Origin of the sequence: Burkholderia sp. AU44665 (genome assembly GCF_030504405.1) — a bacterium.
In the GTDB taxonomy this organism is placed as follows: Bacteria; Pseudomonadota; Gammaproteobacteria; order Burkholderiales; family Burkholderiaceae; genus Burkholderia; species Burkholderia semiarida.
On sequence record NZ_JAUJRI010000012.1, the window covers coordinates 88,245 to 110,784 of the forward strand.

A 22,540-nucleotide genomic window follows, 5' to 3' on the forward strand; every position below is an offset into this window, starting at 1 on the left:
ACCGCAACGGCGCCGCCCGCCCCGCTTCCGTCACGACATCTCGATCCGCGCACGCGTCACCGCGAGCAGCGTCGCCATCGCGCGGCGCGCGCCGTCCTCGTCGCGCACGCGGATCGCGTCGCTGACGGCCGTATGCTCGGCCAGCGACGCGTTGTAAACGTCCGCCCGGCGCGCATTCAACTGCAGTTGCGCCTCGAGCGTGCGATCGATCAGCGCGCCGAGCGGCACCAGCAGCTCGTTGCCGCCGGCCTCCAGCACGCTCAGGTGAAAGCGCAGGTCGGCGCGCACCCATTCGTCGACGTTGCGCGCGGCGGCCATCGCGCGCGCCGCGCCCTCGATCGCGTCGAACGCGTCGGGCGTATGCGCGCGGGCGGCGAGCGCGGCCGCGTACGGCTCGATCATCTCGCGCATTTCCTGCAGCTTCAGCGCGAACGCGAGCGGCGGCGCGACGCGCGCATACCAGTCGAGCAGGTCGGCGTCGAGCAGGTTCCACGCCTGGCGCGGCCGCACGCGCGTGCCGACCTTCGGCCGCGATTCGACGAGCCCCTTCGACGTCAGCGTGCGCAGCGCCTCGCGCATCACCGTGCGGCTCACGCCGTACATCTCCATCAGGTCGGGTTCCCTCGGCAGCAGCGAGTCGGGCGGATAGTCGCCGCGCAGGATCGCCGTCGCGAGCCGGAAAGCCGTCTGTCCATGCAGGTCGCGTTGAATGATCGTTCTCCGTCGGGCGGGCTGCCCACTATCTGCACATTAATGCTATTAATACTATTTTTTATTCGACTACGCTAGGATAACCGCGAAAGCACGGATCGTGCGCCGCGCCCGAACGGTCGCGCCGGTCAATCATGGAGACTCGCATCGTGAAAATCACCCGCCTCGAAACGTTCGTCGTCCCGCCGCGCTGGCTGTTCCTCAAGATCGAAACCGACGAGGGTATCGTCGGCTGGGGCGAGCCGGTCGTCGAAGGCCGCGCGCACACGGTCGAGGCCGCCGTGCAGGAACTGGCCGACTACCTCGTCGGGCGCGACCCGCTCCTGATCGAGGATCACTGGCAGGTGATGTACCGCGCGGGCTTCTACCGCGGCGGCCCGATCATGATGAGCGCGATCGCGGGCGTCGACCAGGCGCTGTGGGACATCAAGGGCAAGCATCACGGCGTGCCGGTGCACGCGTTGCTCGGCGGCCAGGTGCGCGAGCGCATCAAGGTGTATTCGTGGATCGGCGGCGACCGGCCGAGCGACGTCGCGAACAATGCGCGCGCGGTCGTCGAGCGCGGCTTCAAGGCCGTGAAGATGAACGGCTCCGAGGAGCTGCAGATCGTCGACACCTACGACAAGGTCGAGCAGGTGATCGCGAACGTCGCGGCGGTGCGCGACGCGGTCGGCCCGCACGTCGGGATCGGCGTGGACTTCCACGGCCGCGTGCACAAGCCGATGGCGAAGGTGCTCGCGAAGGAACTCGATCCGTACAAGCTGATATTCATCGAAGAGCCGGTGTTGTCGGAGAACGCCGAGGCGCTGCGCGACATCGTCAACCAGACCAACACGCCGATCGCGCTCGGCGAGCGGCTGTACTCGCGCTGGGACTTCAAGCACATCCTCGCGGGCGGCTACGTCGACATCATCCAGCCGGACGCGTCGCACGCGGGCGGCATCACCGAGTGCCGCAAGATCGCGACGCTCGCGGAAAGCTACGACGTCGCGCTCGCGCTGCACTGCCCGCTCGGGCCGATCGCGCTCGCCGCGTGCCTGCAGCTCGACGCGGTCAGCTACAACGCGTTCATCCAGGAACAGAGCCTCGGCATCCACTACAACCAGGGCAACGACCTGCTCGACTACCTGCGCAACCCCGAGGTGTTCCGCTACGAGGACGGCTTCGTCGCGATCCCGCAGGGCCCGGGGCTGGGCATCGACGTGAACGAGGAGAAGGTGCGCGAGATGGCGAAGACGGGCCATCGCTGGCGCAACCCGGTGTGGCGTCACGCAGACGGCAGCGTCGCCGAGTGGTGACGAACGCGTGAGATAAGAGCGACGCGCGCGTGCCGCGCCACGCGTTCGACACGGCCGCCCCGACAAGGCGGCCGTTCTTGCATCCGCGCCACGCGCGCGGCGCGCGCCGGCGCCCGGCGCCGCGCCGTCCGGCCGTCAGCCGAGCGCCGCGAAGCCCGGTACGCTGAACGACAGCACGGCCGCCGCGACGAACACGCCGATCATCGTCATCCCTTCCAGATGCAGGATGTTGCGGAACGTGTGCGCGTCCTCGGTCGACGCGGTGCGGCGCAGGCGCGGCAGCGCCGAGAAGCGGTTGAGCCCGCCGAGCACGAGCGCGAGCGCGACGAGCAGCAGCTTCAGCAGCAACACGCGGCCCCACGTGCTGCCGTCGAGCGGCGCGAGCGAGCCGCCGAGCCCGCGGATCGCGTTGAGCGCGCCGGTGCCGAGCACGAAGACGACCGCGACGATCGACGTGCGCGACAGGTGCTGGCCGATGCGGATCAGCGCGCCGCGCGCGACCGACGTCCCGAGCGCCGGCAACACCGCGAGCCCGCCCGCGAGCACGAGGCCGCCCCATACGGCGGTGGCCAGCAGGTGCAGCGTCTGCACGCCGACCGCCGCGGACAGCACGCCGCTGTCGGCCGCATGGCCGAGCGACGCCTTGCCGGCCGCCACCACGATCACCGCGAACCACAGCACCGCATGCGCGAGCGGGCCGTCCGGCTTCGCGAGCGCGACGATCGCGAGCAGCACCGCGCCGGCGAACGCGACGCTCCATGCGAAGCCCGTGTGCGTCTGCATCAGCATGACGGGAATCGCGGCGAACGCGCCGCCGAGCCCCGCGCCGCTCATCGCCGCGGCCTCGTACACGAGCCAGCCGAGATCGGCGAGCACCAGCGCCAGCGCGGCCGCCGCCAGCGAATGTTGCGCGCGCAGCCATGCCGGGTGCGACGGCGCGATGACCGGCCGCGCGCCGTCCTTGCCGAGCCACGCCTTGAGCAGCGCCGAGCCGACCGCCATCGCGAACGCCGCATCCATCAGCGCCGCGAGCGCGACCTGGCCGATCCACAAGCTGTCGAACTTCATCGCGCGCACCCTCCCGCAAGCGGCAGGCCGGCAGCGCGGCGGCAACGGGACGGACAGCGTGAGGCAGGCAACGGCACGGTAGAAAACGTCATCGATGAATCCGGAAACGGGAGAAATGACTGGGTCAGCGGCGGAGGCGGCGCCGCGCGACCCGCGAGTGTACGGTCTTCGAGGGTGAAAGCGCACGCCGGTTCACTCGACCGTCGCGCAATGCGCGTCAAATTGTCGCAAGTCGCAAACGGACAGGAACCGATGTCCTTTCGTCAAATAGCCGTCATTACCCATCGATGATAGAATGCCGCGTCGCAGCAGCCCGGCTGTCCTGCCGTCCATGCGCCGAGCCGATCGTAGCCCGGACAAGGTCCCCGACGAATAAACATGGAGTCTCGTGTGTCTTCAAGACGCCTCTTCCGTCCGCTGCTCGCCGTTCTGATGATCGGCGGCGCGGGCCTTATGAGCGCTGCCCAAGCGCAGACCAAGCCCACGGAGCAAGCGCACGCCCAGCAGGCGCCGCTCAAGGCACCCGATACCATGGCCGAGCGCGTGCGCGGCTGTACCGCATGCCACGGCGTCCACGGCCAGGGCACGGACAACGACTATTTCCCGCGTCTTGCCGGCAAGCCGGCCGAGTACCTGTACAACCAGCTCGTCAACTTCCGCGACGGCCGGCGCAAGTACCCGCCGATGAACTATCTGCTCACGTACCTGAACGACGACTACCTGCGCGAAATCGCCGAGCACTTCTCGGCCGAGCGTCCGCCGTACCCGACGCCGGCGAAGCCGACGCTGCCGGCCGCGACGCTCGCACGCGGCAAGCAGCTCGTCACGCAGGGCGACCCGGCCCGCAAGCTGCCGGCCTGCGTGGCCTGCCACGGCGCGGGGCTGACCGGCATGCAGCCGGCGATCCCGGGCCTCGTCGGCCTGCACGCCGATTACCTGAGCGCCCAGCTCGGCGCATGGCGCTCGGGCAACCGCCACGCGAAGGCGCCCGATTGCATGCACGACATCGCCGCGAAGCTGTCCGACGAAGACGTGACGGCCGTGACCGCATGGCTCGCCGCGCAACCGGCGCCCGCCAACCCCGTGCCGGCCCCGGCGCGTTCGATGAAGACTCCGCTCGCCTGCGGCAGCGAACCGCAATAAGGCAAGGGAGACAGACACAATGAAACGCAAGTCCCTGTTTGCACTCTCGGCCGTCGCGATCGTCGCGGCTGCCGCCCTCGTGCCGGTCCTGTGGCCGGGCAACGACACGCTGCACGGCGCTGCCGCCGTCGCGGCCACGCCGGCCGACCAGGCCGCGCTGATCAAGAAGGGCGAATACCTCGCGCGCGTCGGCGACTGTATCGCGTGCCACACGGTGCGCGGCGGCAAGTCGTTCGCGGGCGGCCTGCCGATGGCGACGCCGTTCGGCACGATGTACACGCCGAACATCACGCCGGACGACCAGAACGGTATCGGCAAGTGGACGTCGGACGACTTCTACCGCGCGATGCACACGGGTCGCTCGAAGGACGGCAGCCTGCTGTACCCGGGCTTCCCGTTCGCGAGCTACACGAAGGTCACGCGCGCCGATTCGGACGCGATCTACGCGTACCTGCGTTCGGTCCCGCCGGTGTCGGTGCCGAGCCGTCCGCACGAACTGAAGTTCCCGTTCAACAACCGCAACCTGCTGATCGGCTGGCGCACGCTGTTCTTCAAGGAAGGCGAGTACAAGCCGGATCCGACGAAGTCGGTCGAATGGAACCGCGGCGCGTATCTCGTCGAAGGCCTCGGCCACTGCTCGATGTGCCACACGTCGATCAACATGATGGGCGGCCCGGTGAACTCGTCGGCGTTCGCCGGCGGCCTGATCCCGCTGCAGAACTGGTATGCGCCGTCGCTGACGAACGACAAGGAACTCGGCCTCGGCGACTGGCACGTGCAGGAGCTGTCCGACCTGCTGCAGGCCGGCGTGTCGCAGAAGGGCGCGGTATTCGGCCCGATGGCGGACGTGGTCCACAACAGCCTGCAGTACATGACCGACGAAGATACGCGCGCGATGTCGACGTACCTGAAGTCGATCCCGCAGAAGGCTGAAGCGCCGAAGAACATGCAGTACGAGCCGTCGAAGCAGTTCGGCAACGCGCTGTTCGAACAGGGCAAGAAGATCTACGCGGACAACTGCGCGACCTGCCACGCCGAAAACGGCGCGGGCAAGCCGCCGGCCTATCCGCCGCTCGCGGGCAACCACTCGATCATGATGGAATCGGCCGTCAACCCGATCCGCATGGTGCTGAATGGCGGCTACCCGCCGAGTACGTTCAAGAATCCGCGTCCGTACGGGATGCCGCCGTTCGCGCAGTCGCTGTCGAACCAGGAAGTCGCGGCGGTTGTCACGTATATCCGGATGTCATGGGGTAACAACGGTACGCCGATCTCGCCGCAACAGGTGAGCGATCTGCGTTCCGCGCCGCTCGACTAAGAAGCGGCGCACACAAACGGGGCGCGGCTGCGGGAAACCGCGGCCGCGCCCTTTTGCTTTTTGGCTGTTTTGCGATGCAGGTTTGCCGCGCGGGCCGCGCGATGCATCGCCGATCATAAAACTCAAGAGTGGTATCTATGTCTTTCGAATCTCTCGGCCTGGCCGAACCGCTGGTCAAGGCGGTCAACGAGCTCGGCTATACGTCGCCGACTCCGATCCAGCAGCAGGCCATTCCGGCCGTCCTCGGCGGCGGCGACCTGCTCGCCGGCGCGCAAACCGGCACCGGCAAGACCGCCGGCTTCACGCTGCCGATCCTGCAACGCCTGCACACGTTCTACGCCGAGCACCGCGGCGCGAAGCGCGCGGTGCGCGCGCTGATCCTCACGCCGACGCGCGAACTCGCCGCCCAGGTCGAGGAAAGCGTGCGCGCGTACAGCAAGTACCTGAAGCTGCGCTCGACCGTGATGTTCGGCGGCGTCAGCATCAATCCGCAGATCGATGCGCTCAAGCGCGGCGTCGACATCGTCGTCGCGACGCCGGGGCGCCTGCTCGACCACATGCAGCAGAAGACCATCGACCTGTCGGATCTCGACATCCTCGTGCTCGACGAAGCCGACCGGATGCTCGACATGGGCTTCATCCACGACATCAAGCGCGTGCTCGCGAAGCTGCCGCCGCAGCGCCAGAACCTGCTGTTCTCGGCCACCTTCTCCGATGAAATCAAGGCGCTCGCCGACAGCCTGCTCGACTCGCCCGCGCTGATCGAGGTCGCGCGCCGCAACACGACCGCCGAGAGCGTCGCGCAGAAGATCCATCCGGTCGACCGCGATCGCAAGCGCGAGCTGCTCACGCACCTGATCCGCGAACACAACTGGTTCCAGGTGCTCGTGTTCACGCGCACCAAGCACGGCGCGAACCGGCTCGCCGAGCAGTTGACGAAGGACGGCATCAGCGCGATGGCGATCCACGGCAACAAGAGCCAGTCGGCCCGTACGCGCGCGCTGGCCGAGTTCAAGAACAGCACGCTGCAGGTGCTCGTCGCGACCGATATCGCCGCGCGCGGGATCGACATCGACCAGTTGCCGCACGTCGTCAACTTCGATCTGCCGAACGTGCCGGAAGACTACGTGCACCGGATCGGCCGCACGGGCCGCGCGGGCGCGACCGGCGAAGCCGTGTCGCTCGTGTGCGTCGACGAGAAGCAGTTGCTGCGCGACATCGAGCGGCTGATCAAGCGCGAGATTCCGCAGGAAGTGATCGCGGGCTTCGAACCCGATCCGAACGCGAAACCGGAGCCGATCCAGCAGCGCCGTGGCCAGCAGCAGCCGCGTGGCGGTGGCGGCGGCAATCGTCAGCCACGTGCCGGCGGCTCAGGCCAGCCGGCCGCGAAGCGCGACGGCAACGCGCAACCGAAGGCCGCGCAGCAGAAGGCCGCGAAGCCGCGCACGCAAGGCGGGGCCGGCGGCAATGGCGGCGGACGTCCGGCAGGCGGCGGCAACGGCGCCCGCCCGGCAAGCGGCAACGCCGCGCATCCGAACCGCAACCGTTCGTCGCGCAGCGGCCAGCGCGGTCACTGAAGCCGCGCGGCCGCGCGCCGCAGGTGCTCGATCTGGCGTCGCCAGCGTGCGAGCACCGCGGCGCGCTCCCCTTCCAGCGTGAACGTGACGCCTGTCGCGAGACGCGCATAGCCGACCCGCTGCGCATCGCCGTGCGCGATCGTCGCAGCGAATCCGGCCAGGCCGCCGAAGTCTCCTTCGAGCGGCGCCATCTCCAGTTGCGCCTGAAAGAACGCACCGTCCGCGACGAGCGTCAACGCGGCCGTGCGCCGCTGCGCGATCGCGCGCGCCGCCCGCGACTGCGGCCAGAGCGCGATCAGCAGCGTGCGTGCATCGTGTGCATAGATCTCGCCGACGCCGAGCAGCGTCGTGCGCAACTGGCCGTCGTCGGTCGCGACGATCAGCGACGCGGCGAGGTCGGCATGACGCTCGAGCGCGGTGCCGTCGAACAGCGACACGACGGCGGGCGGCCACGCGTCGAACGTCCATTGTTCGAGCGCGTGGCGATGGGTATCGGTCATGATGGCGTGGCCCGGGCGCGAATCGGATGAGAATGCACCAGCATACGCGCGACGGGCCGTGCCGCGGCGATCAGCGCAGGAAAACGTGCCGCGTGATCTTCGTGAGCGGATAGTGGACGCCCGGCTGGATCTTCGCGGGCAGGTCGAGCGGCTTGAGCAGCATCTTCACGCACATGTCGGCCGACAGATTGCGCCGCACGAGCGAATTGATGCGTGCGGCGCGCTCGCGGTTGTATTGGCTGTCGCCGACGCGGTCCGGATAGCGGATCGCGAACACGTGGCGCAGCGCGATCTCGGAATCCTCGTTCTTGATTTCCATCACGCGGCGCGCCAGCGCCCCGAGCACCGCGAGCCGGCCGTTGCCTTCGACCTGGTTGTACTTCTTGAAGAACTTGAAGAAGTGCTTGTAGTGACGCACTTCGTCCGTACGGATGTTGTCGGTGATTTCCTTCAGCACCGGCTCGTCCGAGCATTCGTTGATCGCGCGATAGAGCGTGGCCGTGCCCGTCTCGACGACGCAGCGTGCGACCATTTCGAGCGCGCGGGTTTTTTCGAACGCCTCGACCGAGCAGGTCTTCGAATACTCGGCGAAGAAATTCGCGAAGGCCGTATCCCAGTCGAACTCGGGCCACACGTGCGCGATATACGCCTTCAGCGCGCGGCCGTGCTGCAATTCTTCGGGCTCCCATGCATTGTTGAGCCATGCGGAGACTTCCGGATCGTCATTGAAGAATTCGCTCAGATTGCTCGTATAGAGATCCGAGCCGCTTTCGATGAACGACGACGCGCACAGCAGCAGCAGCAAATCCTCGTTCGCGGCGGCACGCTGACGATCGATCCGGTTCAGGTCGATGTCCTCGATACGCCACGGCATCACATGCGTCGTTTTGGTGTCCATGGTGGTGCGCTCCCAGTCGTCGCGCGGAGGCCGGCCCATGCCTGGGGCACAGGCGCCAGCCGATCCGCGGCGGCGTTTTACTTGCGTTTATAGTGAGTCGGTCCGGCCGAACCATTCTGGCATCTTAGCCGGACTTTCATGTTCGTGCTCCAAAGCACTGACCATACCCGACAGGCGCAGTTCCACGGCGTCCGTTGCCGTTCGTTAGATGAGACCTTCAAACCGCTTGCGCGCGTTCGATGGACATGCGCCGCGCCAAATGAAACGGGCGGCCGCCGGGCCGCCCGTGATGCCGGGAAACTGCAAGGAAAGCTGGAAGCGATCCGTCAGAAACCGGCCGCCAGCCCGTCGCGCCGGCTGTCGCTCGCGGCCACGTAGCCGCGCTCCGGATCGTCGGGATCGAGGCGCCAGACGAACTGCCCCGAACCGAAATCCATGTACGGATCGTCGATCGACTTGATCGTATGGCCGCGGGCGGCCAGCCCGTCGACGGTCGCGCGGTTCATCGTCGCCTCGACGTCGAGCGTGAAGTCGCGGTTGACCTTCCAGCGCGGCGCGCAACATGCGGCCTGCGGCTGCTGGCCATAGCCGAGCATTCGCACGACGGTCTGCAGATGGCCTTGCGGCTGCATGTCGCCGCCCATCACGCCGAAGCTCATCACGGCCTCGGTGCGGCCGTTGGCCTGCTCGGTGACGAACGCCGGGATGATCGTGTGGAACGGCCGCTTCCCGCCCGCGACGACGTTCGGCGAAGCCGGGTCCATCGAGAAGCCGTGCCCGCGGTTCTGCAGCGCAATGCCCGTACCGGGCACAACGAGCCCCGAACCGAAGCCCATGTAGTTCGACTGGATGAAGCTCACCATCATCCCGCGCTCGTCGGCCGCCGACAGGTAGATCGTGCCGCCCGAATGCGGGCGGCCGGCGGCGAAGTGCGTCGCGCGCGCGCGATCGATCAGCTTCGCGCGTTCGGCGAGATAGGCGTCGTCGAGCATCTGTTCGGGCGTGACGTCCATCGCGCGCGGATCGGCGACGTAGCGATAGACATCGGCGAACGCGAGCTTCATCGCCTCGATCTGCAGATGCTGCGAATCGACCGAGTCGACCGGCCATTCGGTCACGCCCGCGTGCTCGGCGATGCCGAGCGCGATCAGCGCGGCGATGCCCTGCCCGTTCGGCGGAATCTCGTGAATCGTGTGGCGGCCGAAACGCTTGCCGATCGGCTCGACCCATTCCGGCCGGTACGCGCGCAGGTCGGCTTCGGTCAGCGCCCCGCCGCCCTCGCGCGCGAACGCGGCGAGACGCTCGGCGAGCGCGCCTTCGTAGAACGCCCGGGCGCCTTCCGTCGCGAGCGTGCGCAGCGTCTGCGCATGACCGGGCAGGCATACGCGTTCGCCGACGAGCGGCGCGCGGCCGCGCGGCATGAAGGTGTCCGCGAAACCCGGCAGGCCCCGCAGTTCGGGGACGGCCGCCGCCCACTTGTGCGCGACGATCGGCGGCACCGAATAGCCGCGCTCCGCGATCTCGATCGCCGGCTCGAGCAGGTCCGCGAACGGCAGCGAACCGAACTTCGCGTGCAGCGCTTCCCAGCCCGCGATCACGCCCGGCACGGTGACGGTGTCCCAGCCGCGCGTCGGCTTGTTCGCGATGCCGCGCGCGTCCTCGCCGTGGCGCTGGCGGAAGTAGTCGACGTTCCATGCGGCCGGCGCGACGCCCGATGCATTGAGTCCCGACAGTCGCTCGCCGTCCCACACGAGCGCGAACGCATCGCCGCCGAGCCCGCACGACACCGGCTCGACGACGGTGATCGCGGCGGCCGCGGCCAGCGCCGCGTCCACCGCGTTGCCGCCCTTCCACAGCATCCGCAACCCGGCCTGCGCGGCCAGCGGGTGCGACGTCGACACGACGTTGCGCGCGAACACCGGGATGCGGGTTGTCGGATACGGGTTCTGCCAGTTGAAGTCAGTCATCGATGCCACCTTGTCGAAAACGGGATGAACGCGCGCCCGCACGCGCGGGCCATCCGCCATTGCAGCGCGATCGGCACGATCGCACAAATTCATTTGTCACATGAATCCATGCCATTTCCGCATGAATCATGCGCACCAACGCCCGGCAGGCCGGCCGAACGCCGTTGCCGCCCTTACAATACCCGCTCCGTCTCACGACACGACCATCGAGCCATGACCCGAGATCCCCGCCTCACCCTCAACGCGCGCCAGCAGGAATTGCTCGAATGGGTGCAGCGCGACGGCTTCGTGACCGTCGACGATCTCGCCGCGCACTTCGCGGTGACGCCGCAGACGATCCGCCGCGACGTGAACTGGCTCGCCGACCTGAACCTGCTGCGCCGCTACCACGGCGGCGCGAGCCTGCCGACCAGCTCGGAGAACGTGTCGTACACGGCGCGCCAGCGGATGTTCCACGACGAGAAGCGGCGCATCGCGGCGCTCGCGGCGTCGCACATCCCCGACCAGGCGTCGCTGTTCATCAACCTCGGCACGACGACCGAGGAAGTCGCGCGCGCGCTGAACCGCCATCACGGGCTGCACGTGATCACCAACAACCTGAACGTCGCGTCGATGATGAGCGGCTACCCCGACTGCGAGGTGCTGATCACGGGCGGCATCGTGCGGCCGTGGGACAAGGGCATCGTCGGCGAGCTCGCGATCGACTTCATCCGCCAGTTCAAGGTCGACTACGCGATCATCGGCACGTCGGCGATCGAGGCCGACGGCACGCTGCGCGATTTCGACACGCGCGAGGTGCGCGTCGCCGAGGCGATCATGCAGCATGCGCGCACGGTCTACCTCGTGACCGACCATTCGAAGGTCGGCCGCCCGGCGCTGGTGCGCCAGGGCCATCTGAGCCAGGTGCACGCGCTCTTCACCGACAAGCCGCTGCCGCCCGACATGGCCGATACGGTGGCCGCCGCCGGCACCCAGGTGTACGTCGCGGAATGACGATCGCGATGCTGCACCGCACCTGAAACTTCAAGTGAAATCAAGAAGTTGGCGCCGCGCGCGAACCGCTTGTGGCATGCGTTTCTGTCAAACGGAAAATTAACGGGGCACGATTTGTCGTTGCCTGCGCGCTCGACTAGACTCCAGTTCCCCGGCCCGTTCGCCGATCCGCCTGTGCCAGGGCGGTGCGAATCGCAGGCCGGCGAATGCAGCTTTTCCCCCCAAGCCATACCCTCGCGGGGTATCGCGCGGCGGCTTATACGCCGGCCGCGCGGGCAGTCCGATTGCCATGGAGAGAACGATGCTGAGTCCGCATGAATTCGCCACGCTCTTGCTTGTAAAGGACGCGCCTGATCAGCGCGACATGGATCGGGATGAACTGGACATCCTGCTCGAACAACAACTCGTCCGCCTGGAAGGGCTCGGCTCGGGGCGCAAATACTGCGTGACCGAGACCGGCGACGCCGCGCTGCGATCCATCAAGTACCGCTATTCGTAAGCCCGCTGTTCCCGACCTGACCTGATCGCGCGGCCGGATTCCGGCCGCGCGGTCGTTCTGCCTCCCGCCTGCCCGTCGCCGCCGCCGGCTTCAGCCGCCGCGCAGCGTCGGATCGACCGCCGCCCGCCAGCTGATGGCCTGCGCGCGTGCGCCGTTGAAATACGCGATCCAGCCGGCGCGCGCCGCCGCGTCGGGCGCCGCATAGTGGGTCGAAAGTTCGTTTACGAACGCACAATAGTTCGCTTCGGTCAGCCCGCGATACCGTTTCGCGACGTACGCGTCGTACAGCGTCGAGTACACCGGCTGCGCGTCCGCGCCCCAGTCGCGCGCCGCGCCGCCGCACGACGTCTGCAGGTCGACGAACGACGGCGCCCGCCAGTTGCCCGCGAGCGGCGGCGTCCCCGCGCCGCATCCCGCCAGAAGGACGGCGCACACGCCGGCCCACATCCCAATACGCATGATTCACCTCGCGAAACGGTCGATTCCGTCAGTATCGTCCGGGATCGTGTCGCACGCTACTGGCCCCGCTTTTTCGAACTTTACTTTTTCGATTTCGTTCGTTAAATTTCGAATTCGAACATTTCATGTTCGCCCCATTTCAACAGACGATAAGGACAGCAGGTGACCCAACCGAATCGCTACGATCTGCTCGTCGTCGGCGGCGGCATCAACGGCGCGGGGATCGCGCGCGATGCGGCCGGCCGCGGCCTGTCGGTCATGCTCTGCGAACAGGACGACCTCGCGTCGCACACATCGTCGTCCAGCACCAAGCTGATTCACGGCGGCCTGCGTTACCTCGAGTACAACGAGTTCGGGCTGGTGCGCAAGGCGCTGCAGGAGCGCGAGACGCTGCTGCGCGCGGCGCCGCACATCATGTGGCCGCTGCGCTTCGTGATGCCGCACATGCCGAACCTGCGCCCGGCCTGGCTGATCCGCATCGGCCTGTTCCTCTACGATCACCTCGCGAAACGCGAACTGCTGCCCGGCTCGCGCGGCATCGATATGCGCCGCCATGCGGCCGGCGCGCCGCTGATCGACTCGATCAAGCGCGGCTTCGTGTATTCCGACGGCTGGGTCGACGACGCGCGCCTCGTCGTGCTGAACGCGATGGATGCGAAGGAACGCGGCGCCGAGATCCTGACGCGCACGAAGCTCGTTTCCGCCGAGCGCCGCGGCGACGAGTGGGAAGCGCGGCTGCAGCACGCCGACGGCTCGATCCGCGTCGTGCATGCGCGCGCGATCGCGAACGCGGCCGGCCCGTGGGTCGGCGACGTGCTGCACGGCGCGCTCGGCCGCGGCGCGCATCACAGCGTGCGGCTCGTGAAGGGCAGCCACATCATCACGCGCCGCCTGTTCGATCACGATCACGCGTACATCTTCCAGAACCCGGACAAGCGGATCATCTTCGCGATTCCGTACGAGCACGATTTCACGCTGATCGGCACGACCGACGTCGAATACACGAACGATCCCGCGAAGGTCGCGATCGATCGCGACGAGACGCAGTATCTGTGCGATTCGATCAACCGCTACTTCAAGCGCAAGATCTCGCCGGCCGACGTGCACTGGACCTATTCGGGCGTGCGTCCGCTGCTCGAGGACGAGAACGCGGCGAACGCGTCGGCCGTCACGCGCGACTACCGCCTCGAACTCGACGACGGCGCGGGCGCCCCGCTGCTGTCGGTGTTCGGCGGCAAGATCACGACGTTCCGCAAGCTCGCGGAAGAAGCCGGCGACATGCTGTGCCGTGCGCTCGGCCGCGACGCGAAGCGCTGGACGGCCGGCGTCGCGCTGCCGGGCGGCGACATCGCGGACGCGAAGTTCGACGTGTTCGCCGGCGCGTTCGCGAAACGTCACCCGTGGCTGCCCGCCGCGCTCGCGCGCCGCTATGCGCGTGCGTACGGCACGCGTGCGGAACGCGTGGTGGAAGGCGCGAAGTCGCTCGCCGATCTCGGCGCCGAAATCGCGCCGGGCATCCACGACGCCGAGCTGCGCTACCTGCGCGACGCCGAATGGGCGACCTGCGCGCAGGACGTGCTGTGGCGCCGCTCGAAGCTCGGCCTGCACGTCGCGCCCGGCACGCTCGATGCCGTGACCGCCGCGGTCGACGCGTGGTTCGCCGCCGCGCATGCGCCGCACGCGTGACTCGAACGCAAATTGCAGTTGCAGTTGCCTGACCGACGTTGATTCACCGACGCGCCGCCCCATGCGGCGCGCATCACAACTAAGCCGATCCACGGATGGAGATGAGAGACATGCAGGACCAGTACATCCTCGCGCTTGACCAGGGCACCACGAGTTCCCGCGCGATGCTGTTCGATCGCCAGGGCAATATCGTATCGATCGCCCAGAAGGAATTCGAACAGATCTACCCGCAACCCGGCTGGGTCGAGCACGACCCGCAGGAAATCTGGTCGACGCAAGCCGGCGTCGCCGCGGAAGCCGTCACGCGCACGGGCCTGAACGGCACGTCGATCGCGGCGATCGGCATCACCAACCAGCGCGAAACGACGATCGTCTGGGATCGCGAGACGGGCCAGCCCGTCTACAACGCGATCGTGTGGCAGGATCGCCGTACCGCCGACTTCTGCGACGCGCTGAAGAAGCAGGGCCTTGAAGCGAAGGTGCGCGCGAAGACCGGCCTGCCGATCGACTCGTACTTCTCGGCGACGAAGATCCGCTGGATCCTCGACAACGTGCCGGGCGCGCGCGACAAGGCGCGCCAGGGCAAGCTCGCGTTCGGCACCGTCGACAGCTGGCTCGTGTGGAACTTCACGAAGCACGAGCTGCACGTGACCGACGTGACCAACGCGTCGCGCACGATGCTGTTCAACATCCATACGCGCGAGTGGGACAACGAGCTGCTCGAACTGCTCGACATCCCGCGCAGCATGCTGCCGGAAGTGAAGGCGTCGTCGGAGATCTACGGCCACACGAAGACCACCGTGTTCGCATCGAAGATCCCGCTCGCGGGCATCGCCGGCGACCAGCACGCGGCGCTGTTCGGCCAGATGTGCACGACGTCGGGCATGGTGAAGAACACCTACGGCACCGGCTGCTTCCTGATGATGAACACCGGCGACAAGCCGATCGAGTCGAAGAACAACCTCGTCACGACGATCGCGTGGCAGATCGGCGACGACGTGCAGTACGCGCTCGAAGGCAGCATCTTCATCGCGGGCGCGGTCGTGCAGTGGCTGCGCGACGGCGTCGGCCTCATCAAGACGGCCGCGGAAATCGAAGCGCTCGCCGTCAGCGTGCCGCATACCGACGGCGTGTATCTCGTACCCGCGTTCGCCGGCCTCGGCGCGCCGCACTGGAACGCGCGGGCGCGCGGCTCCGTGTTCGGCGTCACGCGCGGCACGAGCGCCGCCCATCTCGCCCGCGCGGCGCTCGATGCGATCGCGTACCAGTCGCTCGACGTGCTGGCCGCAATGGAAGCCGATTCCGGCATCAGCATCGGCGAGCTGCGCGTGGACGGCGGCGCGAGCGCGAACGATCTGCTGATGCAGTTCCAGGCCGACCTGCTCGGCGTCGACGCGGTGCGTCCGCAGATCACCGAGACGACCGCGCTCGGCGCGGCCTACCTCGCGGGCCTCGCGATCGGCTACTGGAAGAACCTCGACGAAGTACGCGACCAGTGGCAGCTCGATCGCCGCTTCGCCCCGTCGATGCCGAAGGAGCAGGTCGAGCAGCGCATGGCCGGCTGGCAGCGTGCGGTACGCGCCGCGAAGGCATGGGCCGACGACGCCCAGTAACCCGAATCAATCCAGACGAAATACAACAACACCGGCGGACCGCGCGATGCGCGAGTCCGCCGTGACATACGAGAGACAACCATGTCACCTTATATTGCGGAATTCATCGGCACGGCGATCCTCGTGCTGCTCGGCAACGGCGCGGTCGCGAACGTGCTGCTTGCCAAGACCAAGGGCAAAGGCGCGGACCTGATCGTGATCGTGATGGGCTGGGCGATGGCGGTATTCGTCGCGGTCTACGTGACCGCGTCGTTCAGCGGCGCGCACCTGAACCCGATCGTCACGATCAGCCTCGCGCTCGCGGGCAAGTTCGCGTGGTCGAAAGTGGGCGGCTACGTGCTCGCGCAGATGCTCGGCGGGATGGCGGGCGCGCTGCTCGTGTGGCTCGCGTATCGCCAGCACTTCGCGAAGGAAGCCGATGCGGACCTGAAGCTCGCGGTGTTCTGCACGGCGCCCGCGATCCGCAGCACCACGCACAACGTGCTGACCGAAGCGATCTGCACGTTCGTGCTGATCCTCGGCGTGCTGTATCTCGCGTCGCCGCAGGTCGGCCTCGGCGCACTCGACGCGCTGCCCGTCGGCCTGCTGGTGCTCGGCATCGGCATCTCGCTCGGCGGCCCGACCGGCTATGCGATGAGCCCCGCGCGCGACCTGTCGCCGCGCATCATGCATGCGCTGCTGCCGATTCCCGGCAAGCGCGACAGCGACTGGCGCTATGCCTGGGTGCCCGTCGTCGGCCCGCTGCTCGGCGGCGCCGCGGCAGCCGGGCTGTATCTGCGCCTGCACGCGATGGCCTGATCGCCGTTTGAACGAAGCGCGCGGCGTTCACTGCCGCGCGCTTCACGCCCCTCCTTTCTTCTACCGGTCATTCATGGCCGTCACCAGCGACTTCAGCTTCACGCCGACGTTCGCGACCGCCGCCGGCGTCACGTCGATCCCGCGCTCGACCAGCATTCTCGCCACGCGCATTTCCTTCACGAATCCCGCTGCACGGCCGAAGCCGCTCGCCGCGACGAGCCGCGCGAGCGCATCGAAATGGAAATGGATTTCCGCATCGTCGCCGAGCACGCGCGCGACCGACTGCACGCCGAGCGCCGGCTCCCCGGCCACCTGCAACTGCGCATCGTATTGATCGGACCAGAACCACGGTATGTCGCGATAGGGTTCGCCCGCGCCAAGCATGTTGCGGGCGACGACGTGCGCCTGCGTGTCGGCGCCGTGCCACGTCTCCTGTCGAATCGGCAACCCCGATAACGCGCTCGGAAACACCGCGACGTCGCCGGCCGCGTAGATGCCGCGCGCCGACGTCTCGAGCCGCGCGTTCACGACGATCCCGCGCTCGACCGCGAGGCCCGCGTCGCGCGCCAGCGCGTCGGCCGGTTCGATGCCGATGCCGGTCACGACCGTGTCGGCAAGCAGCGCGTCGCCGTCGTCGAGCAAGACGGCCAGCGCCCCGCCCGAGGTCCGCTCGATCGCAACGGGCTTGCGGTTCAGACGGATCGCCACGCCGCGCTCGTCGTGAAGCGCATGCACGCGCGTCGCGATGGCTTCCGGCACTGCCCGGCCGAGCAGCCGTGGCGCCGCATCGAGCACGGTCACGCGGCAACCGCGCTGCCGCGCCGACGCCGCGACTTCGAGTCCGATGAAGCCGCCGCCGACCAGCACGATCCGCGCGTCGGGCACGAGCCGCGCGCCGAGCGCGGCCGCATCGTCGAGCGTGCGCAACGCGACTACGCCGTCGAGCGCCGCACCGGGAACGGCAAGACGGCGCGCACGGCCCCCGGTGGCCAGCAGCAGCGCGTCGTAGCCGAACCCATGCCCGCCCGACACGTGCACTTCGCGTGCATGCGGGTCGATGCGCTCGACGGTCGCGACGACCCGCTCGATGCGGTCGGCCGCCCACGCCTCGGCATCGCGCAACCGGCATTGCGCCGCGCTACGGTCGCCCGTCAGCACGCCCTTCGACAACGGCGGCCGCTCGTACGGCGGATGCGGCTCCGCGCCGATCAGCACGATGCGCCCGCGCCAGCCGGACGCGCGCAGCACCTGCGCCGCGCGGCCGCCCGCATGACCCGCGCCGACGATCGCCATTACCCGGTCGTGGCTCATCGCGTCACACCTCGATCAGGATGCGGCCGTCTTCGATCTTCGCGCGGTACGTGCGCAGCTTCTCGCAGGTGGGCGCGGACAGCGGCCGGCCGTCGCGTACGTCGAAGCGACCGTTGTGCTTCGGGCATTCGATCACGTGATCCATCACGAACCCGTCCGCGAGATGCACGTGCTCGTGCGTGCACAGGCCGTCGCTCGCGTATACCTGGCCGTCGATCCGGTAAATCGCGTACGTGCGGCCTGCGTGATCGAAGCGCGCGACGTCTTCGTCGTCGATGTCGTCGAGCGCGCCGGTGTCGATCCATTGCGTCATGGGGTGTGTCTCCTTCGTCGGGATGGTCGGTAGCTGTCATGCGCGCGCGGCATCGGGCACCGGCCGCACGACGTAATCGGACGGATCGCGCGTCTGCCGGATCAGCGCCGGCACGATCTCCGCATACGCGGCGAGCGTGCTGCGGTACGGCGGCGGCATGTCGGCCTTCACGGCTTCGTGCAGCTTCGGCAGCGCATGGAACGGCACCATCGGGAACATGTGGTGCTCGACGTGATAGTTCATGTTCCAGTACAGGAAGCGGAACACCGGATTCATCATCACGGTGCGGCAGTTGCGCCGGTGATCGAGCACGTTCTCCGGCATGCCCGCGTGCTGCGTGAGGCCGAAATACAGGTACAGCCATGCGCCGTAGAGGCTCGGCAGCCCGATGTAGAGCAGCGGCAGGATCGTGTGCCAGTACATCGCGGCGCCCGCCACGAGCGCGTAGATCGCGAGATGGATGCGCGACTCGCGCACGACCTTCGGCCATTCCGATTCAGGCACGTAGGTGCGCTCCTCGTCGTCGAGCCGGCCGGTGACCGACGCCGCGATCATCTTGCGCAACTCGCCGGCCACGTGCTTCAGCGCGACGACGTTCAGCACGAGTGCGAGCCAGTCGGTCGGCTTCGGCGCGGCGATTTCCGGATCGCGCCCGACGACCAGCGTATCGGTGTGATGGCGCGCATGACTCCAGCGCCACGCGGTTGCGCGGCGAAACACCTGGAACGACGCGAGCTGGTACAGCGCGTCGTTCATCCAGCGCGTGCGGAACGCGGTGCCGTGCCCGCATTCGTGCCAGCGCGAATCGGCCGGGCTGCAGTAAAGGGTGCCGTATACGAAGAACGCCGGGATCGCCCATGCCGAATGCGCGCGCCACGCCAGCCACGCGAGCGCGCCGCTGATCGCGATCGCCGCGTACCAGATCAGCGTGTCGCGAATCGCACGCGCGTCGCCACGCTGCATCAACTGCTTCATCAGCGGCCGCGGCACCGCGCACCGGTACCACGCGGCGTTGACGAGCCCGGCCGCGTGCGCCCGCTCGCCCGCGCCGCCGATCATTCGGTATTCCTGATGGCGCGCCGCGTTGCGCTTGCGTGCCGGGTCGTCGGTAGGGGCCACGTCTGTCTCCTGGGTTCTTGTGCGATGCAAGCGCGACACGCGCTGCCATGGAATCAAAATTAGGCGCCCGGCTTCTGCTGCTCAATCGAAACGTTGACGAAATTTCGCCATCGCTTTAGCGTTCGGCAACGCCACGCGATCGATGGCGCCTATCACGATGGAGACGACCATGGCAGGAGAATCCGGGCCGCGCTGGCGCAAGCGCACCGCGCGCTTCGACGAGATCGCGGCGCTCGCCGGCGTCAGCACGACGACCGTCGACCGCGTGCTGAACGAGCGCGGCAGCGTCTCCGCACAGGCGCGCGAACGCGTGGTGGCGGCCGCGCGGCAGCTCGGCGTGCCGCGGCAGCTGCCCGACACGCGGCACGGGCTGATCCACGTCGACGTACTGCTGCCGGACACCGACGCGCCGTTCTTCCGGCGGTTGCAGCAAGCGCTGCAGCGCTCGCTGCAAATGCTCGACCGGCGCGTGGTCGTGCACCGGACGATCCTGCCCGCCGCGGACGACGCGCGCGCCGCCGCGCTGATCGAACGGCCCGCGTACCGGCGCGCGGCGCTGATCGTCACCGCGCACGACACGGCCCGCATGCGCGACGCGCTGGCCGCCGCGATCGCGCGTGGCGAGACCGTCGTCACGATGGTCACCGACATCGGCGGCATCGACCGCGCGCACTTCGCCGGCATCGACAACTATCGCGCCGGGCGCACGGCCGGCTACTACATCGGCCGTCTCGCGGCGCGCCCCGGCCGCGTGCTGCTGCTCGGCGGCCGCATGGGCTACCGTGCGCACGCCGACCGGATGGCCGGCTGCCGCGACCAGCTCGCCGACGCGTTCGCCGCCGTGCGCTGCGACGACGCGCCGGTCGAGACGCTCGACCAGGACGACCGCTGCTACCGGGCGGTGTCGAAGGCGCTGCAGGCGCACGACGACGTGGTCGCGATCTACAACAGCGGCGCCGGGTCGGCCGGGATCGAGGCGGCGCTGCGCCGGGCCGGCGCGATCGGGCGCGTCGTATGGATCGGCCACGAGATGATCGATCTGCACCGCACGTTCATCGAAGCCGGCGCGATGGATCTCGCGATCGACCAGGATCCGGACGGTCAGGCGATTTCCGCGCTGCAGCACGTGCTGCATGCATGCGGCATCGTCGAGGCGCCGCCGCCGCACGATCCGGTCGAATTCCGTGTGTTCTGTCCGGCGAACGTGAGGACGAGCGCGTACCTGCAGCCGTGAACCCGCCGCACGGCATGCGGCATGCGGCGTGCGGCCCGGCGCGTGCATGCGTCGAAAAAATCGATCGCCGCATTGGCGATTTTTCGTCAACGTTTGTCATGCAGCCCGCGCCGCGCGTCCGTACATTGGCAGCCATCCACGAACAACGACGGACAGGAGACGATGGCTGAACCGATCCTCATCGGCGTGAATTTCGACGGCGTGCTCGAACACGACGGGCTGCCGCCGCCCACGCCCGCCGAGCGCTTCCGGATGGTCGCCGCCGCCGGCGTGTTCGACTACGTCGAAAAGAACCCGGTGCGCGGCGAGGACCTGTCGCCGTATTTCGCGCTGGTCGAGCGCCACGCGCTGCCGATTCGCGTGATCGGCGGCATCTGGTGCGCGGGCCGCGACGAAGCGCATGTCGCCGAGATCGTCGCGGCGGGCGCGCGGTTCGGCAGCACGGTGCTCAACTGTCAGCTGTTCGCGCATCACGCGGACGGCCATCCGCTGTCGGATCGCGAAGTCGCCGATTTCTACCTGCGCGCCTATGCATGGGGCGAACCGTCCGGCTGCCTGCCGAGCCTCGAAGTGCACGTCGACATGTGGAGCGAGGATTTCGCGCGGGTTGCACGCGTCGCGCGGCATGTCGAGCAGGCGGGCGCGCCGTTCCGGATCACGCTCGATCATTCGCACCTGCTGTTCAAGATCGGCAATCGCGCCGAACTCGACGCATCGGGCCTGCACGAATCGGCCGACGGCGGCCGCGCGATGCTCGACCCCGCATCGCCCGCCGCGATCTACGCCGACTGGATCGCGCGCGGCTGGGTCCGGCATGCGCATGCGCGCAGCGTCGTGCCGAACAACCCGGACAATCGCTGGATGCGCCGCGCGGACGGCCGGCCCGGACGCGGCATCCAGTACCCGTTCGTCGCGCCGCCGCCGGGCGCGTACCACGGCGAATGGCGTGCCGAGTCGCTCGATCCATGGAAAGCCGCGCTGCGTCAGTTGCTGCAGGCGCGGGTGCAGGCCCATGCGCAAGCGACACCGCTCGAGCAGATCAGTTGCGAATTCATCCCGTTTCCCGACTACGGCGGCGGCGCACGCTATTCGATCTTCGACAACAACGTCGCGTGCGCGCACTGGCTGCGCGACACGTGGCACGCACTCGCCGCGCGCGCCGGCGCCTGATCCGAACCCGCCCCACTCAAGCCCCAAGGACAGAACGATGACGCAAGCCTTCCACTTTTCGCTGAACCGGATGAGCGCGCCGCGCTTGCCGCTCGACCGCTACGTCGCGCTGTGCCGGCGCCTCGGCGTCGACACGATCGAGATCCGCAACGATCTCGACGGCGTCGAACTCGCCGACGGCACGCCGGCCGCCGCCGTCCGCGCGACGGTCGAAGCCGGCGGCGTAACGATCCTGACGATCAACGCACTGCAGCGCTTCGAGCAGTGGAATGCCGAGCGCGCCGACGAGGCGACCGTGCTGGCCGACTACGCGGCGCAATGCGGCGCGCGGGCGCTGGTGCTGTGCCCGACCAACAGCCGCACCGACACGCGCGACGAGCACGCCCGCCACGCGGATCTCGTCACGGCGCTGAAGGCATTGAAGCCGATCCTCGAAGCCCGCGGCCTGCTCGGCTTCATCGAGCCGCTCGGTTTCGAGGAATGCGCGCTGCGCCGCAAGTCGGACGCGGTGAAGGGCATCTACGCGGCGGCGGGCGAACCGGTGTTCCGGCTCGTGCACGACACGTTCCACCATCACCTCGCCGGCGAGGACGTCTTCTTCCCGAACCTCACGGGCCTCGTGCACCTCTCGGGCGTCGAGGAAGCCGACCTGCCGGTCGAGCGGATGCGCGACGGCCACCGCGTGCTGGTCGGCCGCGCCGACCGGCTCGGCAACGTCCGCCAACTGCGCGAGCTGCTCGCGCGCGGCTACCGCGGTGCGTTGTCGTTCGAGCCGTTCGCGAACGAGATCGCCGAAGCCGACGACATCGAGGACCGGCTGCGGGCAAGCATCGATTACGTGCGCGGCGAGCTGGCGGATCGCTGA

21 protein-coding genes are annotated in these 22,540 nt (G+C 68.3%); 12 read left to right on the plus strand and 9 right to left on the minus strand.

Going from position 1 to position 22,540, the window contains the following annotated elements:
* Positions 1-30 precede the first annotated feature (30 nt).
* Positions 31-714 carry a FadR/GntR family transcriptional regulator gene (locus QZM15_RS23050; protein ID WP_099316791.1) on the minus strand — a complete coding sequence of 228 codons (684 nt, stop codon included), beginning with the start codon at positions 712-714 and terminating at the stop codon, positions 31-33.
* 146 nt (positions 715-860) lie between these two features.
* Here QZM15_RS23050 and dgoD point away from each other — a divergent pair, with 146 nt between their 5' ends.
* Positions 861-2,009: a galactonate dehydratase gene (gene dgoD, locus QZM15_RS23055; protein ID WP_302107317.1), complete on the plus strand. Its 1,149-nt coding sequence runs from the start codon at positions 861-863 to the stop codon at positions 2,007-2,009.
* A gap of 135 nt (positions 2,010-2,144) precedes the next feature.
* On the opposite strand, the gene QZM15_RS23060 is transcribed toward dgoD, so the two are convergent.
* Entirely contained in the window at positions 2,145-3,077 is a 933-nt protein-coding gene (locus tag QZM15_RS23060; RefSeq protein WP_060315157.1) for a CopD family protein, read from the minus strand.
* Between the two features lie 378 nt (positions 3,078-3,455).
* Between QZM15_RS23060 and QZM15_RS23065 the strand changes: the two genes are divergently transcribed.
* The 3 genes from QZM15_RS23065 to QZM15_RS23075 all read left to right on the plus strand — a co-directional run bounded on the left by QZM15_RS23065 (position 3,456) and on the right by QZM15_RS23075 (position 7,115).
* The gene (locus QZM15_RS23065) at positions 3,456-4,220 is read left to right on the plus strand and encodes a c-type cytochrome (protein ID WP_006477898.1); all 765 of its coding nucleotides are present in this window, start codon (positions 3,456-3,458) and stop codon (positions 4,218-4,220) included.
* Positions 4,221-4,239: 19 nt separating this feature from the next.
* A complete protein-coding gene (locus QZM15_RS23070; protein ID WP_059578646.1) occupies positions 4,240-5,538 on the plus strand; it encodes a cytochrome c in 1,299 nt (432 codons plus the stop codon).
* A 137-nt stretch (positions 5,539-5,675) separates the two neighbouring features.
* Complete coding sequence (locus QZM15_RS23075; RefSeq protein ID WP_059578649.1) at positions 5,676-7,115, plus strand: DEAD/DEAH box helicase; 1,440 nt, start codon at positions 5,676-5,678, stop codon at positions 7,113-7,115.
* On the opposite strand, the gene QZM15_RS23080 is transcribed toward QZM15_RS23075, so the two are convergent.
* From QZM15_RS23080 to QZM15_RS23090, 3 genes are all read right to left on the minus strand, one after another.
* Positions 7,109-7,615 (minus strand): hypothetical protein, encoded by a 507-nt coding sequence (locus QZM15_RS23080; RefSeq protein ID WP_059578652.1) that lies wholly within the window; start codon positions 7,613-7,615, stop codon positions 7,109-7,111. The genes QZM15_RS23075 and QZM15_RS23080 overlap by 7 nt on opposite strands.
* A 70-nt stretch (positions 7,616-7,685) precedes the next feature.
* A complete protein-coding gene (locus tag QZM15_RS23085; RefSeq protein WP_011546143.1) occupies positions 7,686-8,513 on the minus strand; it encodes a ferritin-like domain-containing protein in 828 nt (275 codons plus the stop codon).
* 326 nt (positions 8,514-8,839) lie between these two features.
* A complete protein-coding gene (locus QZM15_RS23090; protein WP_302107318.1) occupies positions 8,840-10,480 on the minus strand; it encodes a gamma-glutamyltransferase family protein in 1,641 nt (546 codons plus the stop codon).
* Positions 10,481-10,693: 213 nt separating this feature from the next.
* On the opposite strand from QZM15_RS23090, the gene QZM15_RS23095 reads away from it, so the two are divergent.
* Positions 10,694-11,473: a DeoR/GlpR family DNA-binding transcription regulator gene (locus QZM15_RS23095; RefSeq protein WP_034208319.1), complete on the plus strand. Its 780-nt coding sequence runs from the start codon at positions 10,694-10,696 to the stop codon at positions 11,471-11,473.
* A gap of 301 nt (positions 11,474-11,774) precedes the next feature.
* The gene (locus tag QZM15_RS23100) at positions 11,775-11,972 is read left to right on the plus strand and encodes a hypothetical protein (protein WP_006477892.1); all 198 of its coding nucleotides are present in this window, start codon (positions 11,775-11,777) and stop codon (positions 11,970-11,972) included.
* A gap of 90 nt (positions 11,973-12,062) precedes the next feature.
* On the opposite strand, the gene QZM15_RS23105 is transcribed toward QZM15_RS23100, so the two are convergent.
* On the minus strand, positions 12,063-12,431 hold the full coding sequence (locus QZM15_RS23105; protein ID WP_059643011.1) for a hypothetical protein: 369 nt from the start codon (positions 12,429-12,431) through the stop codon (positions 12,063-12,065).
* Positions 12,432-12,593: 162 nt separating this feature from the next.
* Here QZM15_RS23105 and glpD point away from each other — a divergent pair, with 162 nt between their 5' ends.
* The 3 genes from glpD (at position 12,594) to QZM15_RS23120 (ending at position 16,528) form a co-directional block, all read left to right on the plus strand.
* Positions 12,594-14,117 carry a glycerol-3-phosphate dehydrogenase gene (glpD, locus tag QZM15_RS23110; protein ID WP_059643008.1) on the plus strand — a complete coding sequence of 508 codons (1,524 nt, stop codon included), beginning with the start codon at positions 12,594-12,596 and terminating at the stop codon, positions 14,115-14,117.
* A 110-nt stretch (positions 14,118-14,227) separates the two neighbouring features.
* The gene (gene glpK, locus QZM15_RS23115; protein ID WP_302107336.1) at positions 14,228-15,730 is read left to right on the plus strand and encodes a glycerol kinase GlpK; all 1,503 of its coding nucleotides are present in this window, start codon (positions 14,228-14,230) and stop codon (positions 15,728-15,730) included.
* A gap of 81 nt (positions 15,731-15,811) precedes the next feature.
* Positions 15,812-16,528, plus strand: coding sequence for an MIP/aquaporin family protein (locus QZM15_RS23120; protein WP_011546148.1), 717 nt, complete (start codon positions 15,812-15,814; stop codon positions 16,526-16,528).
* A gap of 60 nt (positions 16,529-16,588) precedes the next feature.
* On the opposite strand, the gene QZM15_RS23125 is transcribed toward QZM15_RS23120, so the two are convergent.
* Genes QZM15_RS23125 through QZM15_RS23135 form a run of 3 tightly spaced genes read right to left on the minus strand, consistent with a single transcriptional unit; the run spans position 16,589 to position 19,271 of the window.
* Positions 16,589-17,839 (minus strand): NAD(P)/FAD-dependent oxidoreductase, encoded by a 1,251-nt coding sequence (locus QZM15_RS23125; protein ID WP_302107319.1) that lies wholly within the window; start codon positions 17,837-17,839, stop codon positions 16,589-16,591.
* Positions 17,840-17,843: 4 nt separating this feature from the next.
* Positions 17,844-18,152, minus strand: a complete 309-nt coding sequence (locus QZM15_RS23130; RefSeq protein WP_302107320.1) for a non-heme iron oxygenase ferredoxin subunit — start codon at positions 18,150-18,152, stop codon at positions 17,844-17,846.
* Positions 18,153-18,188: 36 nt separating this feature from the next.
* Positions 18,189-19,271: a fatty acid desaturase family protein gene (locus QZM15_RS23135; RefSeq protein ID WP_302107321.1), complete on the minus strand. Its 1,083-nt coding sequence runs from the start codon at positions 19,269-19,271 to the stop codon at positions 18,189-18,191.
* A gap of 169 nt (positions 19,272-19,440) precedes the next feature.
* Here QZM15_RS23135 and QZM15_RS23140 point away from each other — a divergent pair, with 169 nt between their 5' ends.
* From QZM15_RS23140 to QZM15_RS23150, 3 genes are all read left to right on the plus strand, one after another.
* Positions 19,441-20,505: a LacI family DNA-binding transcriptional regulator gene (locus QZM15_RS23140; RefSeq protein WP_060966973.1), complete on the plus strand. Its 1,065-nt coding sequence runs from the start codon at positions 19,441-19,443 to the stop codon at positions 20,503-20,505.
* A 162-nt stretch (positions 20,506-20,667) separates the two neighbouring features.
* Positions 20,668-21,675 carry a xylose isomerase gene (locus QZM15_RS23145; RefSeq protein WP_302107322.1) on the plus strand — a complete coding sequence of 336 codons (1,008 nt, stop codon included), beginning with the start codon at positions 20,668-20,670 and terminating at the stop codon, positions 21,673-21,675.
* A 37-nt stretch (positions 21,676-21,712) separates the two neighbouring features.
* The gene (locus tag QZM15_RS23150) at positions 21,713-22,540 is read left to right on the plus strand and encodes a TIM barrel protein (RefSeq protein WP_302107323.1); all 828 of its coding nucleotides are present in this window, start codon (positions 21,713-21,715) and stop codon (positions 22,538-22,540) included.